We start from the raw sequence: 18,020 nt of genomic DNA, 5'->3' as shown, positions 1-18,020 counted from the left end.
CACCAGCATATTCATGTTTATTTTTACAACGTAAAATCGAGGTATTTCAACCTCAATTACGATTCTTTAAAAGAACTGTAGTAACCCGCAATAATTCGTTCCGGCTGTCCATTTGGCCCTACTGATCGAACCACCACTCGAAAAACTTGCACGATCATGACAACTTGGGCTTGTCCATAACTAAAATCCACACTAATTTCTTCAGCACCTTCTATCTCTGCTTGGCCTATATATTCAACAAAATAACGTGTTTCATAACCTGGAGAAGTTTCAGTAGCTAGCTGAGTAATTCCAGGGACCCAAATTGCTGGATCACTGTAGTCTGCCGGACCGCTATTTTGTGAGTAGAGTCCGTCCACCCCCGCGTCACTTAGAACACCCAAACCAGGTATAGCGTCGACAAAAGCCTCAGCTTCGACTAAACCAGACTCAGCAGCTTGGAAAGTTATATTGGATTCACGAATAGCAGATGTCATTCTTTCTTGAACTACAACGCCCCTATTTGCAGAGAGAACAACAATAGTTAACACCGTCAAAACAACAAGGCTAATAATTAAAACAGCGCCGCGTTGGTTTCTTTTTTGAACAGGTGAGCGTACAAACACCATAACGATTACCTTGTTTTAATTTATTTTCAATTCAATATATTCAGGGCTCAACCGCAATAATTGAAGACTGAACGATACGGTTACGTATTCCGGTTGTGCTTGAGTAAGTTCGGGTGATGGGTCGACTTTCCGCATCTCCAGGCTCACGTATCAAAGCTTCATCACTACGCACAGTTAGAGAAACACGAGCTGAAACAACCCGTGTCATGTCTGCGAAATTATCTCCAAACAGATCTGCGGCTCCATCACCATCTAAGGCTGGCATGGAATCTTGGCCATAGATCACCTGAAAGTCAGTAACATTAGTAATCAACTCTCGAACACTTCCATTATCTCTGCGATATAAAGAGTTATTGCCGTTTGAGCCTTCAGCGACAAAATATTCCCGCATAAAAGGCACTAGGATCTGAGCATCTGCTTTATAGATTTCAGTGAAGGTGTTACCAAGATTTGAAAAGCCTCCGACAGGAGCTGCTGTATGCTCAATTTGTGTACCACCAGCGGGGTTCGTTTTTACAAAAATATCACCTTGATTACAGTCACTCACAAGAAGTACAGTGCCCGCATCAATATCACAGGCCGCTCTTAAGTTTAGAGGGTCATCTTCATCGGCAGCAGAAGCATCGAGTACAGAAATACCATCACAAGCTGGAAGGGCGCCCACAATGGATATGGTGCTAGTACCGTCAATAACATCATAAGTTTCTAGAACTGCTCCGTTTTCTGGATCTATATTATCAATGGTCATTCCGTTGGCTTCGGCAACACCATTGATACCCCCAAGTGCAAAAAAATCATGTATGCCTGCCACATAAGCAGCAGATGCAGGATTCAAATTGTTTGTGATTAATGTCGGGTCAGTAACACAGCCACTAAAATCTGCATTACGAATATCTCTCGACAAAAACTCCATCGCTAACCTACCTCCGTCCTGAATAGACGACATGGCATTCTGAACCCTTGCGCCCTCGCGGCTGCTGTCAAATACTTGGATTGCTCCAAGGAGCAAAACAGCACCAAGGAGCAAGGCAACCAAGAGCTCAATAATTGTGTAGCCTGTTTGGTTTCGATCCAAAAAGGTTGGCCTCATATGCTTGTACCTAGAAAAGTTTCTTAAATCATTTAACAACTAAAGCCTAACTACCAGAGAGTAGTTTTGATTAACGGTCTCAGGGCCGTTATCCTCTCGAACATTCTCAGACCAAGTAATAGTAATCGTGTATTCCCTATTACCTCCGTCAAAATCTATTGCACCAGAACCATTCGGTAACCCACCATTCAATGCATTTTCTTCCAGCAGACTGCCCCACTCAAACAAATCTAGTTGAGCTCGTTCAGCAGTACCACACGGACTGCAACCAGGGTCTACAGCATTTAGTGTACTTACGCCTTGATAGTCACCACTTTCAACACCAACCTGATTAGCACGCATTCGTTCAACCATATCGTAAGCATAAATAGTTGCTAACGAACGAAAGCTACTGTTCGATACGTTTCTGGTTCCCAATAACTGAACACTGGCAAGCCCTAAAAAACCAATGGACAAGATAATTAATGTCACCAGAATTTCGATGAGTGTAATTCCAGATTGAGATTTCTTTTTCATATTCAAGATCAAAACAATCACTCGTTTTTAGTTACAATCATCAGCATCAGCAAGAAATACTGAGCCAGAAACTAATAGGTTAATATTGCGTCCTATTTCCGCAGGGCGGTCATCACACAATTGTAGCGTTTCTTCTGCCGGGGGAGCGCCAGCGCCATTGGAAGTAGCAAAACCCCTAGCATCAAACAAAACGTTGGTAGACACCCCTCGAGCAACCAATGTTGTGCCGTTACCGGAGAAGTTATCAAAAAAACGAATTTCTTCACCGTCATCGTAAACACCGTCGGCACCGCCTGCGGCATCAACATAAACGACAATTCCATTACCCCAATCAGCTCCATCAATCGGGCCTAATGAAACATTACCAGAGCGACGCAACGCTTCTGTTCGAGCAAACTGCAGTGAATTAAGGATCTCATTAGCACTCGCGGCTAAACGGTTTCTACCTGCAGTTTCAGTGAAATTTGGTACGGCGAACATAACCAATATAGAAACAATGGTTAAAGTGACCAGTAGTTCTATTAAGGTAAAACCCGATGTTTGTTTCACATTCACACCTATAAAATGTTGATAATTCTATGATAGTTAAGCTTAACTGGAGATTCAGTAATCAGCAGACCAGCGGTTAGGTCAACAGCGTTAGTGGGGACTCATTAGCTGGGGTATATATTACGATTTACTCAAATAAATTAGTTAATATTTGTCAGCTTTTTGAGTATCAGAATTAATCCCAATGACTTAGATATTGAAAGCAATTTGTAGATATCAAAACACGCCTACTTCAATGAGATAAACTCAAGATCATCGGAAGTATGAAGGGTTGGGAGCAGGAAAGAGTAACAACGATTATAAAGTGTCACTCTTTGCAAGGAGAAAGGGCTCTTCTTGTTTAAAAGCTAGGCTTTATATAAGCCTAGCCTGTATTCGATTTAGCTACTAACTAACACTCTTTTTTCCAGCAGGTTTCATTAGCTTCGAAGGGATCGCCGTTATTGTTGCGGTCCCAACCCCGTCGGCCAGTAGATTGCAGGCCGAAGATTCCATCGCCCGCCATTCGAGCATCTGCTCTTGGAGTTGCGTAGACCGTGTAATTGGTCGCCGTTGCCTGAGCAATAAATAGGTTGTAACTTGGATTACCACCGTCAAGTGGTGCTTGCGTTGGGAACACTCTCGGAGGGGCCGGAGGATCACCTAAATTGATCGGAGCTCCTGCAGGATCACCGCCCATTTCAGCCCCAACATAGGTACCATTGGCGGTATAGTATCGCTCCATCGCTTGCGCAAAACCGGTCAAGGCTCCTTGCGCTTCGGCTCTGTAGCCCCTGTCCACCTGACTTACGTATGATGGAAAAGCTACCGCCGCAAGAATCCCGACAATTGCCACAACAATGATTACTTCAATCAAAGTAAAACCAGAAACTCGTTTACTAACACTCATGAATTTTAACCTTGACGCTTGAATTATATTAGATGAAGAACTTCACCCAAGGCGAACTGAACTGTATTTAAAATAGCACTTCCAAAAGCCTATTTTCCATATGCCAGGGGTGCCTTTATCGGAATAATTTACAAAGAAAGGAAAATATGAGAATTGGCACGGGCCTTTTATACCATTCACTCAAGTACATTTCGTTTTTATAACTAAATATGCTTAATGAGAATGGTCAAGGTTGACTGAAAAGCTGCCCAAACGACAGCTTATCGGAGTTCTACAGGAAGGGAGAAACGGACATTTTCTTCCTGCCCAGCAATTTCAATCGGTGATTTTGCGCCCATCTGCACCAAACGATCGACGACTCCTTTCACTAACACTTCTGGTGCTGAAGCACCGGCGGTAATACCGACTGTTTTTACAGAATCAAACCAAGTGGAGTCTAAAGCTTTCGAATCATCAATGAGGTAAGCCGCTGACCCACAACGTTCTGCAAGTTCACGCAACCGATTAGAGTTAGAAGAATTTACCGAGCCCACCACCAGTACAAGGTCACACTCCAGAGCCAATTGTCTCACTGCATCTTGGCGGTTTTGGGTGGCGTAACAAATATCATCTTTTTTAGGGCCGCGAATTTTGGGAAACACCTGCTTAAGCGCGTCGATGACACGAGAAGTGTCGTCAACTGACAAAGTGGTTTGGGTTACGTAGGACAAATTCTCAGGATTCTTGACCGTCGCAGCCAGCGCTTGCGCATCTTGCTCATTTTCAACAAGGTACATCTCACCACCAGCCGCATGATCATACTGACCCATGGTCCCCTCCACCTCAGGGTGACCAGAATGACCAATCAACACACACTCTTGACCATTCCGGCTGAACCTGAGTACTTCCATATGCACTTTGGTAACCAATGGACAGGTAGCGTCAAATACTTTCAAGCCACGACGTTCGGCTTCCTTTTGGACGGCTTTCGATACCCCGTGGGCACTGAAAATTACCAAGGCTTCATCAGGTACCTGGTGAAGTTCATCGACAAAAACAGCGCCTCGATTGCGAAGTGAGTCAACCACAAATTTGTTGTGAACAACCTCATGGCGCACATATATAGGAGCCCCAAAAACATCCAGTGCCCGATTAACAATATCAATTGCGCGATCTACGCCAGCACAAAATCCACGAGGGTTAGCAAGTTTAATTTCCATACAACAAATGTAATTAGGCCGTATTAATGCGTGGTAACAGGAGCGATATCAATAATTTCAACTTCGAAATGGATATCGCGACCTGATAACGGGTGGTTAAAATCAATTTTTACGGTTTGCTCATCAAAACTGCTGACAACACCCGGTAACTCAGTATTTTGTGCATCGGCAAATGACAACATCAACCCCTCTGACATCTCAATCGCGGGATCGAATTCAGAGCGAGGAATCTCTTGAATGTTTTGCGGATTTCGTTGACCAAATCCGTTTTCAGGCTTGATGACTAAGGTTTCTTTGTTTCCCGATGACATACCAAATAATGCCCGCTCGAAGCCTTCGAGCAAATTACCGTCGCCCACATCAAAGGTGGCAGGCTCTCCCCCAAACGTCGAATCCACAACTTCACCGTTGTCCAATTTGAGAGCAAAATGTAAGGTCACTCGCGTGCCAGGACCAATCGTTAAATCACCCATAGATATCATCACTGTTTATTCAATTTTTTTCAGGCGATGGCTTTTCTGTGTTAGGACTCACTAAAGCATCAATTAAAAGCATTATAGCGCCAATACTGATCGCGGAATCAGCCACATTAAATGCAGGCCAATAATAGTCATTGTAATGAACCACTATAAAATCAACGACATACCCCAATGTTACCCGATCGTATAAATTGCCAATCGCACCACCGAGCACAAGCGCTAACGCTATCGGCTCCCAACGTTTCTCCGCTGGGATTCTGGCAAGCCAAATTACCAGTCCAATACTCACTACCGCTGCCAAGCCAGAAAATAAATAACGCTGCCAACCACCGGCATCACTGAGGAAGCTGAAAGCAGCCCCATGATTATGCATCAGTGTAAAATTAAAAAATGACGTAAAAATCACAGGAGAATGCATTTCCAAATTTGCACTAACGGCATGTTTAGAAACCTGATCCAGTAATATCACGATGCCAGCGAGGAGATACCACAACCACGCTGTTTTTGAAATTTTAATCAAGCTACTCACCCACTCCTGAAGACCAACGGCAACAAAACCCAGCGTTCAATTTCTTACGGTTAGGCAAATTCTCGTACCTCACCGCCTTGCTCAATATTGGTCACACATCGAGGACAAATTTCAGGGTGAGCATCGACACTACCAACACTGTCAAGAACGTGGTAACAACGAACACATTTACTGCCGGATGCTTTCGCAACAGCCACTTTGAGTTCATTTAGATCAGTCTCGCAAGCGTCATCGGTCGCTTGGTCCAATTTTTCAACTCGGGCACCAGAGGTAATCAAAACAAAGCGCAATTCATCGCCTAATTTTTCAGCTGCATCGTAGAATTCATTATCTGCATAAAGAACTACATTGGCAGACAAACCACCACCAATCGCACCAGCAGCTCTTTGATCTTCAATAACTTTGTTTACGGAAGATTTAATTTTGGAGATGAGTTTCCAGTATTCCAAATCAGCTGAAACTTCAGGTAACGCCAACCATTCAGCCGTGAAGACGGTTTCTTCTCGATCGGACTTTGGCAGTGCCGCCCAAATTTCTTCTGCAGTAAAACTCAAGATAGGTGCAATCCAGCGAACCAACGCTTCAATAATCCAATAAACCGCAGTTTGCGCGGATCGTCTGGCTTTGCTGTCTGCAGAGGTGGTGTAAAGGCGATCTTTAATAATATCGAGATAAAAACCACCCAACTCAACACTGCAGAAATTATGCAACTTGTGATACAGCAAATGCAGTTGATAACTGTCGTAATCTTTTTTCAAGGCTTCTTGCAGCTCTGCGGTTCTCGCAATTGCCCAAGCGTCCAAAGACAAAAGCTCCTCAGGAGGCAATAAATCTTTCGACGGATCAAAATCAGGAATATTACTTAACAAGAAGCGCGCCGTATTTCGAATTCTTCGATACGAATCTGCGGTACGTTTTAGGATCTCTTGAGAAGCGCTCATTTCACCGCTAAAGTCGGTAGCACTTACCCATAAGCGCAAAATGTCTGCACCCAGCTCCTGTAAAACTTTTTGTGGTGGAATGGCGTTATCACCCGATTTGGATAACTTGTGACCGTTGGAATCGACCAGGAATCCATGCGTCAAAACCGCTTTATAAGGCGGCTGCTCATTAATTGCCAAACTCGTTTTTAATGAAGATTGGAACCAACCCCGATGCTGATCTGAACCTTCAAGATAGAGGTCAGCAGGAAAACTTAAGTTTTCTCTGCGATTTACAACCGCATGATGAGACACACCCGAGTCGAACCAAACATCCAACGTATCGGTAACTTTTTGGTAGTCATTAGCTTCTTCACCCAACAGAGATTCGGGCTCTAAATCAAACCAAGCATCCATACCTTCTTTTTCAACAAGCTTAGCAACCTCTTCAATCAGTTCCGGCGTACGAGGGTGAAGCTCTTCTGTTTGCTTGTGCACAAACAATGCAATAGGAGCACCCCAGGTGCGCTGACGAGAGATACACCAATCAGGACTGTTTGCTAGCATGGATTCAATACGAGCTTTACCCCAGCCAGGAATCCAATCAACCTTGTCAACCGAATCCAAAACTCTAGATTGCAAATTGCTCTTAGTGAGGCTGATAAACCATTGAGGCGTGGCGCGGAAAATTAATGGTGTCTTTGTTCTCCAGCAATGCGGGAAGCTATGAACAATTTTTCCTTCGCACAGAAGCGCTTCGCGCTCCTTTAAAACTGCAATGACTTTTTCATCAACTTTGTAAACATGCTCACCCGCAAATAACGGAACGTTTTCACGGTAAATTCCGGAATCATCTAAATAATTCAATGTCGCGATGTTGTATTTTTGAGAGACCGCGAAATCCTCACCGCCGTGATCAGGCGCGGTATGCACACAACCGGTACCAGCGTCAGTGGTGACGTGATCACCCAAAATTAATGGCACCTGGCGGTCGTCATAGAATGGATGTTGAAGTTTTTGAAGCTCCAGTTCGGAACCTTTGCAACGACCGACAATTTCGTACTCTTCAATTTCAGATCGCTGCATGACAGATTCTGCGAGCGCTTCGGCCAATACGTACAGTTCATTGCCAGCAGAAACAAGAACGTAATCAAGTTCTTCATTCAAACTTACAGCTTGGTTTGCAGGTAAAGTCCACGGAGTTGTGGTCCAGATAACAACAAACACATTGCCGGCAACGGAATCAGCACCAAATTTCGCTTTGACAGCGGCTTGATCCACAGCCTGGAATTTAACGTCAATTGAAAAAGACGTTTTATCTTGATATTCAACCTCAGCTTCCGCTAACGCTGAGCCACCAACTACCGACCAATAAACGGGCTTATAACCCTTTTGTAAATGGCCGTTTTCGATGATTTTGCCAAGCGCACGAATGATGTCAGCTTCGTATTGTTTATCCATGGTTAAGTAAGGATTATCCCACTCACCCAGAACACCCAAACGAATAAAATCTTTCTTCTGTCCTTCAACTTGCTTTGCTGCGTAATCACGACATTTTTGACGGAAGGTTTTGAAATCTACCTTAACACCAGCCTTGCCGATTTTTTTCTCAACACGGTGTTCAATAGGCAAACCGTGACAGTCCCACCCGGGAACATAAGGAGCATCAAATCCAGAGAGTGTTTTTGACTTTACAATAATATCTTTCAGTATTTTATTAACTGCATGGCCTAGGTGAATGTCACCATTTGCGTAGGGAGGTCCATCGTGAAGAATAAACTTTTCTCGACCAGCGCGTGCTTTACGAATAGCAGAATAAACGTCATTTTCCTGCCATTGTTTAACGAACCCTGGCTCACGCTGAGCCAAGTTAGCTTTCATAGCAAAGCTGGTTTGAGGCAAATTAAGTGTCTTCTTGTAGTCAGTCATAACAATACTGCTTAATTATCGAACAAAAATGCTCTATTAAAGTTTCAAATTAAAGTTAATTCGGATCTAAAAAATCCGCAGGCTTAAACTCGTTTAACTCAGATTAAAAATTCGTTTTGCGCAAGCGATATCGGATTCGATGTTTTCCTTGAGGATATCCAACGACTCGAATTTTTTTTCATCTCGAATCTTTTGGCAAAACTCAACATCGATCCTACTTCCATATAGGTTGCCGCTGAAATCAAATAGGTGCACTTCCAAAATAGGTTTGGCAATTCCATCCACTGACGGCCTAACACCTACATTCGCTACACCAAAACACTCCGCAGAGTTTGGCAGTTTGACCTTTACAGCAAACACACCACTTAACGGAGTGCGATGCCGCCTCAGCCCAACGTTTGCTGTTGGAACACCCAGTTTACGGCCAATTTGGTTGCCATAGACAACACGTCCAGACATAGAATAAGGTCGACCTAGCAATTTCCCTGCTTCTTCGACATCACCTTTGGCTAAGCAGCCTCGAATTCGAGTACTGCTTACCCTTTCACCGGAATGCTGATGTGTTTTGGTATCAGAAACCCCGAAATCAAACAGCTCGCCCTGGCAGCATAAAAATTCAAAATCGCCTTTGCGGTCATGACCGAATCGGAAATCGTCACCCACCACGAGGTACTTCGTTCCAAGTCCATCGATCAGTACTTTACGACAAAAATCTTCAGCGCTTAAAGCACTTAAATACTGATCAAAGTGCAAACAAAATACACGATCAACTCCCGCGTCAAAAAGTGCATTCACCTTTTCCCGAAAGCGCATTAAGCGCGCTGGCGCGCGTTCAGGAGCTAGAAATTCCAGAGGTTGTGGTTCAAAAATCACCACCACCGATGGAACACCGTACTCATTTGACTTATCGATCAAGTGATTTATAACGTGCTGATGTCCGAGATGAACGCCGTCAAACGACCCCAGAGTCACGACATTACCACGATGCCGGTCGCGAATATTATGTAATCCGCGAATGAGCTCAGATTTTGACTTTCCCTTCTTATCCACCACAATCATGATCCGCTGACGGAGTTAAAAAGGCGACGATTATAACCGATGACTTTCAACTTGTGTGTTTTTACTCATGCTTTATGCGATAAACGCAAGTGTTGCAGCCTCAAACCAGTAACAAACAATGCCAGCAAGTAGGTGCCAGCGCCGGCCAAGCAAAGGATTAAAAGCCATACAATGCGCGCCAATACTGTTTGCTCAACCCAACTAGGTAATAAAAACAGTCCAACTACCAATACAATGGCCATTAAAGTATTAGCGCTTAGCATTCTAAAAAACATAAGCCGCCAACCCGGCTGAGGTTGGTAAACTTCACCCTTAACGAGCCCCCAGTAGAGCCATCCTGCGTTCAAAAATGCGGACAGAGACGTCGCTAACGCCAAACCGACATGACCAATGTTGAACAGGTAATACAACGGCACAACCAGCAAAATATTGAAAATCATGTTCGCCGCCATTGCTTTAATACCGATCTTCACTGGTGTTTTCATATCTTGGCGCGCGTAATAGCCAGGAGCCAACACTTTAATCAGCATGAATGCCAGTAATCCAAGAGAGTATGCGCGTAAGCTGAGCGAAGACATCTCAATATCAAAGGCTGTCGTTTTACCGTAGTGAAACAAGGTCGTTAATATTGGGTTGGCCAGTATAAACAGTGCGATAGCGGCAGGAAGCGCAATTAGGGTCACCATCTTAATGGCCCAATCTAGGGTAATACTGAAGGTTTTTGGATTCTCTCCAGCGTGTAATCTCGACAAGCTAGGAAGAATCACCGTAGCAATGGCAACACCAAATACACCAAGAGGAAGCTCGGACAGTCGATCGGAATAATACAACCAAGACACACTTCCTGTGGGAAGCAGTGACGCCAAAACGGTATCGAGCAACAAGTTAAGCTGACTGACCGAAACGCCAAAGATCGCTGGAGCCATCAGCATCAATACCTTAGTTACCCCCTCATGGCGCCAATTCAGCTTCGGTCTTGGCATGAGCTGCAATCTTGCTAAAAACGGCAACTGAAATAATAACTGAACAATTCCTGCAACCAGCACTCCCCAAGCTAATGCGTAAACCGGTTGGTCGAAATAAGGGGCTACAAAAACCGCCGAAACTATCAAACAAACATTTAGCCAAATTGGCGTTAATGCCGGAATAGCGAATCGGTCATAGCTGTTAAGTATCGCTCCAGCAAATCCTGTCATCGAGATTAAAAACAAATATGGGAAAGTAAGCTTAAGCAGCTCAGAGGCGAGAGTGAATTTTTCTTTATCAGCAGTAAACCCTGGAGCAAATAGCGTCGCTACAACAGGAGAGCCAACGATTGCTAGCACTGTAAAAACGAGCAGAACGGATCCGAGTACTCCGCAGATGTTATCAATAAGAAGTCGAACTGCTTTGTGACTGCCATTATTGCGGTATTCACTGAGGACAGGAACGAAAGCTTGAGCGAAGGCACCCTCAGCGAACAGTCGCCGAAAAAAATTCGGAACCTTAAAAGCAACATAAAACGCATCGGCGCCAGCTTGTGCACCGATAAAGCGAGCAAAACAAATATCCCTTACTAGACCAAGAACACGGGAACTCATCGTCATAGCGCTGACGATTGAACTTGAACGAAACAGGCTCTTTTTCTGCGAACCTTTTTGATTATCTGTCAAGTTCATTTCCCCCGATTAAAACGCCGCAGTTTAACTCACCATAGTTACAAATAGCGAATGCTACATCAGTGAATACCTCTGTTTAATGTACTGAGTGACGAAAAAGTACTTGACCCAGAACGCAAGTTAAAATACTGTACACACATACAGTATTTAACAAGGAGACACTGATGGCAGTTGTAACCGTTTGGAAATGTGATCGAGATGGCGCTATGTTTGACAACAAAAAAGACGCAGAAGAACACGACAGCATGCTTGAGCTGGCAGCTAACATCACCAGCTTAATTGAAAACCAAGTTGATGGTCTTGATGAGGAATCCGCCGAAAAAATTGGCCTCGTATTGGCAAAACGTCGAGATGCACTTGCCAAAGCGTGTAAAGGCAAACCAGACGTTCTACTCGAAGAACTCACTCAACCTAATGAGCCCTCCGACTCCCACTCTAATGCAGACAATCTAACTCAACTCAGTGAAGTTTCTTAAACTTTTTAAGTTTGATTCATTTTCTACAAAATAATTTTATTTCGTTACCCCTAGCGATTGATACCAAGGACACATTATTAAACTCACGGAAACAGTAAAGGATTTACTGAGAGATTTAGCGCGAGAATTTGATTACACGGATTAAAATCAAAGTTTAAAAACAATTTAGGGAAATCATTTTGGAAAGGATTCCATATTTTTTAGCGCAACCAATTCCATGTCGTATTTTAAACCCACAATTCCTCTCTCATTTTTACGTGTAAGAAAATTCAGAAAATACTTAATTAAAATTTAATAATAATTAATTTTCTGAAATCCCAATCTTGCACAAACACTCGCTTATAGTATCAACTCCTAACATTTAGTTTTTATCTATTATTCAAAATAAAAATACGTTTTCTAATTTCTAAAAATTCAAATAAAAAGAGAAACTAATATTAGGATTACCTAGGTTGGTTTATTCCATTTAAATTGGCACGACATTCTTATAAATATCATTGGTAAAAATAACTTCGTCAAAAAACTGACATCTTTGATGTATTTTTAAATTTACTGTGGACTAAATCACACTTTTACATTGAACAATTCTAGTCTTATAATAATCGTATGAGATAAGTCAAAGTTTAACTACACATTAGTTTTAAAAACCCAAAGAAATTAAGTTAGATAAGCCAATAACACTCTATATTTTTGAATAATCGTTACCTCTGGTTTTATTATTTTTAAATTAGCCATTTAAACCACAGGAAAACGTTACTGTTTTTCCATTATTTTAAACACACGATGCTATGAATACTTATAAAGTTGTATTTTGGGGCGAAACCTGCCCTGGAAAGAGTAAAGAAGCCGCAATGATTGCCTTTGCTGACCGCTTCGGTATCAAGTGTGGAAAGCAATTACGAAGCTTGTTCTCTGGACAAGCTAATACAATCAAACACGGACTCGATAAAACCTACGCTCGAAGATTAGCTCTAGCTATTGAGGAAATCGGCTGTAGAAGCCGAATAGAATGCGAAAAAACAGCATCTAGAGGAACATACCAAACCGCTCCCGACAAAGGCATTCAGTTGAACTACGCGGTAATACCGAGCACCTATCCTCAAGGTCTAGACAAAAAGCTAGCACAAGCACTCGCTAAAGAGCCAAAGAGGCTTTCAGTGAACTTAGGGCAGAATCGCTCTCGATCCAGCTTCTAGATTCACTCCGAGCCACTCTACCGGGATTACTGGAGTAATCCCGTGCTCATCTCACCCAATACTCCCTTCCTCAAGGCCCGAATTCACGAGTATTTCGAGAATGGTGAGAAAAACTTATCATTAGGAATTGACACAGCCCAAAAAAAACGCATAATGCTGCGTCCTTAGTTTTAACAGCCCATTCACAGGAGCAACACGGTGGCAAATTCACCTCAAGCAAAAAAACGTGCTCGCCAAAACGATAAAGCGCGTCAGCACAACGCCAGCCTGCGCTCAATGGTGCGTACTTATATTAAAAAAGTTAATGCAGCCATTGCAGCCGGTGACCAAGAAGCAGCTAAAGCAGCGTACGCGGCTGCGGTACCTGTTATTGATCGAATTGCAGACAAAGGCATTATTCATAAGAATAAAGCCGCTCGTCACAAGAGCCGTTTGAATGCACAAGTTAAAGCTCTAAGCGCTGCTTAAGCTTACTTGCTTCAAACACTAAAAAGGTCGCATTAAGCGGCCTTTTTTGTTTTTACACTTTCATTATCCAGCCAAACGCCCTCACTCCGTAAAAATTAATTAACTGCCATAATTCGCCATATTTCCTCTCAGTATTGCCAGAACTCTCCCACGTCAGCGCCTACTTCCCTGTGTTTAATAACCTCATCGAAGCAATAAACACCAACAAATTCAAAACTCAGGGAAAAGACTATGAAAAAGTTCGCAGCTATAACCACCTTATCACTCGCATTGATTGCACACTCAAACCAAAGCTTGGCTGCTACTACCGTGACGGAAGCAAAACAAGGCGCAACATTCGCTACCACCACCATCGTCGGCACTATTATCGGCGGTCCAGTAGGCTTTGTAGTCGGTGCTCTAGCGGGCGGTTATTTGGGAGAAGAAATTAAACAAGCTGATGAGGCTACAACATCATTAACACTTGCCGAGGAGAAAATCACGGCGCTAGAAGAGGAACTTGTTGTGAATCAAGCATTATTGGTAGAACAAACCAACCAATCTGAACCCTATAAACTTCAGCTCGAAAGCCTACCGATGCGAGTTTTCTTTTCGACCAATTCAGATCAACTCAACACTGATGCCTCTTCAGTAGTAGATTCAATTGCAGAAGTTTTACTGAATAACCCAGATATCTCAATTGAGCTAACAGGCCATACAGACCCTAGAGGTAACGACGATTACAACAATGTCCTATCTCAATACCGAGCAAAAGCAGTGAAAGACAAATTAATCGAAATGGGTGTAGAGGAGTATCGAATCGACACCCGTGGTGAAGGCGAGAACTACTCGCAAGCCCCTAAGGGTGATCGGGAAGCTTATGCGCTAGAGCGCCGAGTCGATATAGACTTTTTGACTGACGGCAACAGTTTTGTTTCGCGCTTTTAAGTTTGGAGAATACCACTGACCTTTTAATTAACTAACTACCCATTAACCTATTTTCGGTTGGCTCAAAATAGAGTCAGCCTACTCCCTCTCCAACTAGCACTCGCCATACCTTACCCGGCTATATGCCGGGCTTTTTAAACCCCTCTCAGCCCTGTATAGAACATTAAGTAACGCCTAAGTCTATAACCCTATTACAACACCAACAGCCAATTTACATTTAGAGTCAAGTATAAAAGCAAAAGATAGATGGATCAGATCTGTAAGATAAACTTAGAAAAACCTAGTCAAGAACTGAAAAAATGAAGTGAATGATGAGCTCTGCCTCAACCATATTTTGTTAGAGCTAAGGTTTTCGGAACTAAGCATCCACTAGCAAGAAGGTTAGCGTGCCGGGATAGAAGTTGGGACAGAAGAAAGAGAAGAATCAGAATCAGGCAATGAGTAACCCATCACTGCATAACCCCTGAACCATAAACATGAACCATAAAAAAAGGGCCATCCGCTTAGGATGGCCCTTTTAGATTTAAGAGCTTGACGATGACCTACTCTCACATGGGGAATCCCCACACTACCATCGGCGATGTATCGTTTCACTACTGAGTTCGGGATGGATTCAGGTGGTTCCAATACTCTATGGTCGTCAAGCAATTCTGTAGGTGTTTGTGCTTTTCTGTTTTCTTAAGCTTTTATGTCCAGTTACCTCTTTCCTTTTCAGGCATTAGTAACGACGCTCAAGTGTCAACACAATCACGCAATAGGGTGGCGGAAGTTTAGAAGTAATTAGCTTACTTCTCAAGTAATAGTGTTACTGCTTTGTTTGAATCGATCGTTCGATCTGAGTCTGTTCACTCTGTCGATGTATCGTTTGCTTAATGTAAGTTTTGGTTACATCAAGTCTTGTCGCTCAACCAATGTCTTCAGTTATATGGTCAAGCCTCACGGGCAATTAGTACTGGTTAGCTCAACGCCTCACAACGCTTCCACACCCAGCCTATCAACGTCGTAGTCTTCAACGGCCCTTCAGGGGATTCAAGATCCCAGGGAAAGCTTATCTTGAAGGAGGCTTCCCGCTTAGATGCTTTCAGCGGTTATCCCGTCCGAACATAGCTACCGGGCAATGCCATTGGCATGACAACCCGAACACCAGAGGTTCGTTCACTCCGGTCCTCTCGTACTAGGAGCAACTCTTCTCAACTTTCCAACGCCCACGGCAGATAGGGACCGAACTGTCTCACGACGTTCTAAACCCAGCTCGCGTACCACTTTAAATGGCGAACAGCCATACCCTTGGGACCGGCTTCAGCCCCAGGATGTGATGAGCCGACATCGAGGTGCCAAACACCGCCGTCGATGTGAACTCTTGGGCGGTATCAGCCTGTTATCCCCGGAGTACCTTTTATCCGTTGAGCGATGGCCCTTCCATACAGAACCACCGGATCACTATGACCTACTTTCGTACCTGATCGACGTGTCAGTCTCTCAGTCAAGCTGGCTTGTGCCATTACACTAACCTCATGATTTCCGACCATGATTAGCCAACCTTCGTGCTCCTCCGTTACTCTTTGGGAGGAGACCGCCCCAGTCAAACTACCCACCAGACACTGTCCGCAACCCAGATAATGGGCCGGCGTTAGAACCCCAAACATACCAGGCTGGTATTTCAAGATTGGCTCCACTGCAACTGGCGTCACAGTTTCAAAGCCTCCCAGCTATCCTACACAAGTAGGCTCAGAGTTCAGTGTCAAGCTATAGTAAAGGTTCACGGGGTCTTTCCGTCTAGCCGCGGGAACGCAGCATCTTAACTGCGAATTCAATTTCACTGAGTCTCGGGTGGAGACAGCGTGGCCATCATTACGCCATTCGTGCAGGTCGGAACTTACCCGACAAGGAATTTCGCTACCTTAGGACCGTTATAGTTACGGCCGCCGTTTACCGGGGCTTCGATCAAGAGCTTCGCTAATGCTAACCCCATCAATTAACCTTCCGGCACCGGGCAGGCGTCACACCCTATACGTCCACTTACGTGTTTGCAGAGTGCTATGTTTTTAATAAACAGTTGCAGCCACCGGGTCACTTCGACCACCCTCAGCTTAGGGAGCAAGTCCCATCACCAAAAGCGGCGTACCTTCTCCCGAAGTTACGGTACCATTTTGCCTAGTTCCTTCACCCGAGTTCTCTCAAGCGCCTTGGTATTCTCTACCTGACCACCTGTGTCGGTTTAGAGTACGGTTCTTTATTACCTATGCTTAGAAGCTTTTCCTGGAAGCAGGGCATCAACTACTTCACTCACAAGTGAGCTCGTCATAACGTCTCAGCCTTAAGGACCCGGATTTGCCTAAGTCCTCAGCCTACGCGCTTAAACACGGACAACCAACGCCGTGCTAGCCTAGCCTTCTCCGTCCCTCCATCGCAGTAATAAAAAGTGCAGGAATATTAACCTGCTTCCCATCGACTACGCCTTTCAGCCTCGCCTTAGGGGCCGACTAACCCTGTCCCGATTAACGTTGGACAGGAAACCTTGGTCTTCCGGCGAGGGAGTTTTTCACTCCCTTTATCGTTACTCATGTCAGCATTCGCACTTCTGATACCTCCAGCAAGCTTTACAACTCACCTTCAGCGGCTTACAGAACGCTCCCCTACCATGCTAAAAGCATCCGCAGCTTCGGTTTACAGTTTGAGCCCCGTTAAATCTTCCGCGCAGGCCGACTCGACTAGTGAGCTATTACGCTTTCTTTAAAGGATGGCTGCTTCTAAGCCAACCTCCTAGCTGTCTAAGCCTTCCCACATCGTTTCCCACTTAACTGTAATTTGGGACCTTAGCTGGCGGTCTGGGTTGTTGCCCTCTCGACGATGGACGTTAGCACCCACCGTCTGTCTGCCATGATTGCACTCCTCGGTATTCGGAGTTTGCATGGGGTTGGTAAGTCGGGATGACCCCCTAGCCCAAACAGTGCTCTACCCCCGAGGGTGAGACATGACGCACTACCTAAATAGTTTTCGGGGAGAACCAGCTATCTCCCGGCTTGATTAGCCTTTCACTCCGACCCACAGCTCATCCGAGCATTTTTCAACATACGACGGTTCGGTCCTCCAGTGCCTGTTACGGCACCTTCAACCTGGCCATGGGTAGATCGCCGGGTTTCGGGTCTATTGCCTGCAACTGTCGCCCTATTAAGACTCGATTTCTCTACGGCTCCCCTAATTGGTTAACCTTGCTACAGACAATAAGTCGCTGACCCATTATACAAAAGGTACGCCGTCACAGAACAAGTCTGCTCCGACTGCTTGTACGCACACGGTTTCAGGATCTATTTCACTCCCCTCACAGGGGTTCTTTTCGCCTTTCCCTCACGGTACTGGTTCACTATCGGTCAGTTAGGAGTATTTAGCCTTGGAGGATGGTCCCCCCATCTTCAGTCAAGATAACACGTGTCCCGACCTACTTAATATGTTACTACTGTGTCTTCGTGTACGGGACTATCACCCTGTATCGTCCAACTTTCCAGAAGGTTCCACTAACACAACAAT

At 44.4% G+C, this 18,020-nt stretch carries 15 protein-coding genes and 2 rRNA genes (1 of these 17 only partly in view); 4 read left to right on the top strand and 13 right to left on the bottom strand.

The genetic code is table 11. The features are described 5' to 3' along the window. Positions 1-56: 56 nt before the first annotated feature. The 11 genes from LU361_RS08620 to murJ all read right to left on the bottom strand — a co-directional run bounded on the left by LU361_RS08620 (position 57) and on the right by murJ (position 11,425). Positions 57-608 carry a pilus assembly PilX family protein gene (locus LU361_RS08620; protein WP_233088448.1) on the bottom strand — a complete coding sequence of 184 codons (552 nt, stop codon included), beginning with the start codon at positions 606-608 and terminating at the stop codon, positions 57-59. A 40-nt stretch (positions 609-648) separates the two neighbouring features. Further along, positions 649-1,683 (bottom strand): PilW family protein, encoded by a 1,035-nt coding sequence (locus tag LU361_RS08615; RefSeq protein ID WP_233088447.1) that lies wholly within the window; start codon positions 1,681-1,683, stop codon positions 649-651. A gap of 54 nt (positions 1,684-1,737) precedes the next feature. After that, complete coding sequence (gene pilV, locus LU361_RS08610) at positions 1,738-2,214, bottom strand: type IV pilus modification protein PilV (protein WP_233088446.1); 477 nt, start codon at positions 2,212-2,214, stop codon at positions 1,738-1,740. Between the two features lie 27 nt (positions 2,215-2,241). Further along, positions 2,242-2,763 (bottom strand): GspH/FimT family pseudopilin, encoded by a 522-nt coding sequence (locus LU361_RS08605; protein ID WP_233088445.1) that lies wholly within the window; start codon positions 2,761-2,763, stop codon positions 2,242-2,244. Positions 2,764-3,154: 391 nt separating this feature from the next. Then, positions 3,155-3,652 (bottom strand): type IV pilin protein, encoded by a 498-nt coding sequence (locus LU361_RS08600; protein ID WP_286206464.1) that lies wholly within the window; start codon positions 3,650-3,652, stop codon positions 3,155-3,157. 260 nt (positions 3,653-3,912) lie between these two features. After that, entirely contained in the window at positions 3,913-4,851 is a 939-nt protein-coding gene (gene ispH / locus LU361_RS08590; protein WP_233088444.1) for a 4-hydroxy-3-methylbut-2-enyl diphosphate reductase, read from the bottom strand. A gap of 23 nt (positions 4,852-4,874) precedes the next feature. Continuing rightward, a complete protein-coding gene (locus LU361_RS08585) occupies positions 4,875-5,324 on the bottom strand; it encodes an FKBP-type peptidyl-prolyl cis-trans isomerase (protein WP_233088443.1) in 450 nt (149 codons plus the stop codon). Between the two features lie 19 nt (positions 5,325-5,343). Beyond that, positions 5,344-5,850, bottom strand: a complete 507-nt coding sequence (gene lspA / locus LU361_RS08580; protein WP_233088442.1) for a signal peptidase II — start codon at positions 5,848-5,850, stop codon at positions 5,344-5,346. A gap of 59 nt (positions 5,851-5,909) precedes the next feature. Beyond that, complete coding sequence (ileS, locus tag LU361_RS08575; protein ID WP_233088441.1) at positions 5,910-8,708, bottom strand: isoleucine--tRNA ligase; 2,799 nt, start codon at positions 8,706-8,708, stop codon at positions 5,910-5,912. A gap of 93 nt (positions 8,709-8,801) precedes the next feature. Continuing rightward, entirely contained in the window at positions 8,802-9,761 is a 960-nt protein-coding gene (ribF, locus tag LU361_RS08570) for a bifunctional riboflavin kinase/FAD synthetase (protein WP_233088440.1), read from the bottom strand. Positions 9,762-9,832: 71 nt separating this feature from the next. Continuing rightward, the gene (gene murJ, locus LU361_RS08565) at positions 9,833-11,425 is read right to left on the bottom strand and encodes a murein biosynthesis integral membrane protein MurJ (protein WP_434064662.1); all 1,593 of its coding nucleotides are present in this window, start codon (positions 11,423-11,425) and stop codon (positions 9,833-9,835) included. A gap of 164 nt (positions 11,426-11,589) precedes the next feature. Between murJ and LU361_RS08560 the strand changes: the two genes are divergently transcribed. The 4 genes from LU361_RS08560 to LU361_RS08545 all read left to right on the top strand — a co-directional run bounded on the left by LU361_RS08560 (position 11,590) and on the right by LU361_RS08545 (position 14,492). Next, positions 11,590-11,901: a YebG family protein gene (locus tag LU361_RS08560; protein WP_233088439.1), complete on the top strand. Its 312-nt coding sequence runs from the start codon at positions 11,590-11,592 to the stop codon at positions 11,899-11,901. Between the two features lie 788 nt (positions 11,902-12,689). After that, positions 12,690-13,097 (top strand): hypothetical protein, encoded by a 408-nt coding sequence (locus LU361_RS08555; protein WP_233088438.1) that lies wholly within the window; start codon positions 12,690-12,692, stop codon positions 13,095-13,097. 198 nt (positions 13,098-13,295) lie between these two features. Next, complete coding sequence (gene rpsT / locus LU361_RS08550; RefSeq protein WP_233088437.1) at positions 13,296-13,565, top strand: 30S ribosomal protein S20; 270 nt, start codon at positions 13,296-13,298, stop codon at positions 13,563-13,565. Positions 13,566-13,796: 231 nt separating this feature from the next. Then, entirely contained in the window at positions 13,797-14,492 is a 696-nt protein-coding gene (locus LU361_RS08545) for an OmpA family protein (protein WP_233088436.1), read from the top strand. 529 nt (positions 14,493-15,021) lie between these two features. Here LU361_RS08545 and rrf read toward each other — a convergent pair. Next, a 5S ribosomal RNA gene (gene rrf, locus LU361_RS08540) occupies positions 15,022-15,137 on the bottom strand. Between the two features lie 280 nt (positions 15,138-15,417). Next, positions 15,418-18,020: ribosomal RNA gene (locus LU361_RS08535) — 23S ribosomal RNA — on the bottom strand (it continues 266 nt past the right edge of the window).

Source organism: Sessilibacter corallicola (genome assembly GCF_021290925.1).
GTDB classification, from domain to species: Bacteria; Pseudomonadota; Gammaproteobacteria; order Pseudomonadales; family Cellvibrionaceae; genus Sessilibacter; species Sessilibacter corallicola.
This window is presented reverse-complemented; position numbering and strand designations above follow the sequence as displayed.

What these genes read in the sequence shown, in the direction of transcription:
- LU361_RS08620 (WP_233088448.1), bottom strand. Translation starts at nt 608, where the DNA reads ATGGTGTTTGTACGCTCACCTGTTCAAAAAAGAAACCAACGCGGCGCT.
- pilV (WP_233088446.1), bottom strand. Translation starts at nt 2,214, where the DNA reads ATGAAAAAGAAATCTCAATCTGGAATTACACTCATCGAAATTCTGGTG.
- LU361_RS08600 (WP_286206464.1), bottom strand. Translation starts at nt 3,652, where the DNA reads ATGAGTGTTAGTAAACGAGTTTCTGGTTTTACTTTGATTGAAGTAATC.
- ispH (WP_233088444.1), bottom strand. Translation starts at nt 4,851, where the DNA reads ATGGAAATTAAACTTGCTAACCCTCGTGGATTTTGTGCTGGCGTAGAT.
- LU361_RS08585 (WP_233088443.1), bottom strand. Translation starts at nt 5,324, where the DNA reads ATGGGTGATTTAACGATTGGTCCTGGCACGCGAGTGACCTTACATTTT.
- ileS (WP_233088441.1), bottom strand. Translation starts at nt 8,708, where the DNA reads ATGACTGACTACAAGAAGACACTTAATTTGCCTCAAACCAGCTTTGCT.
- murJ (WP_434064662.1), bottom strand. Translation starts at nt 11,425, where the DNA reads ATGAACTTGACAGATAATCAAAAAGGTTCGCAGAAAAAGAGCCTGTTT.
- LU361_RS08560 (WP_233088439.1), top strand. Translation starts at nt 11,590, where the DNA reads ATGGCAGTTGTAACCGTTTGGAAATGTGATCGAGATGGCGCTATGTTT.
- LU361_RS08555 (WP_233088438.1), top strand. Translation starts at nt 12,690, where the DNA reads ATGAATACTTATAAAGTTGTATTTTGGGGCGAAACCTGCCCTGGAAAG.
- LU361_RS08545 (WP_233088436.1), top strand. Translation starts at nt 13,797, where the DNA reads ATGAAAAAGTTCGCAGCTATAACCACCTTATCACTCGCATTGATTGCA.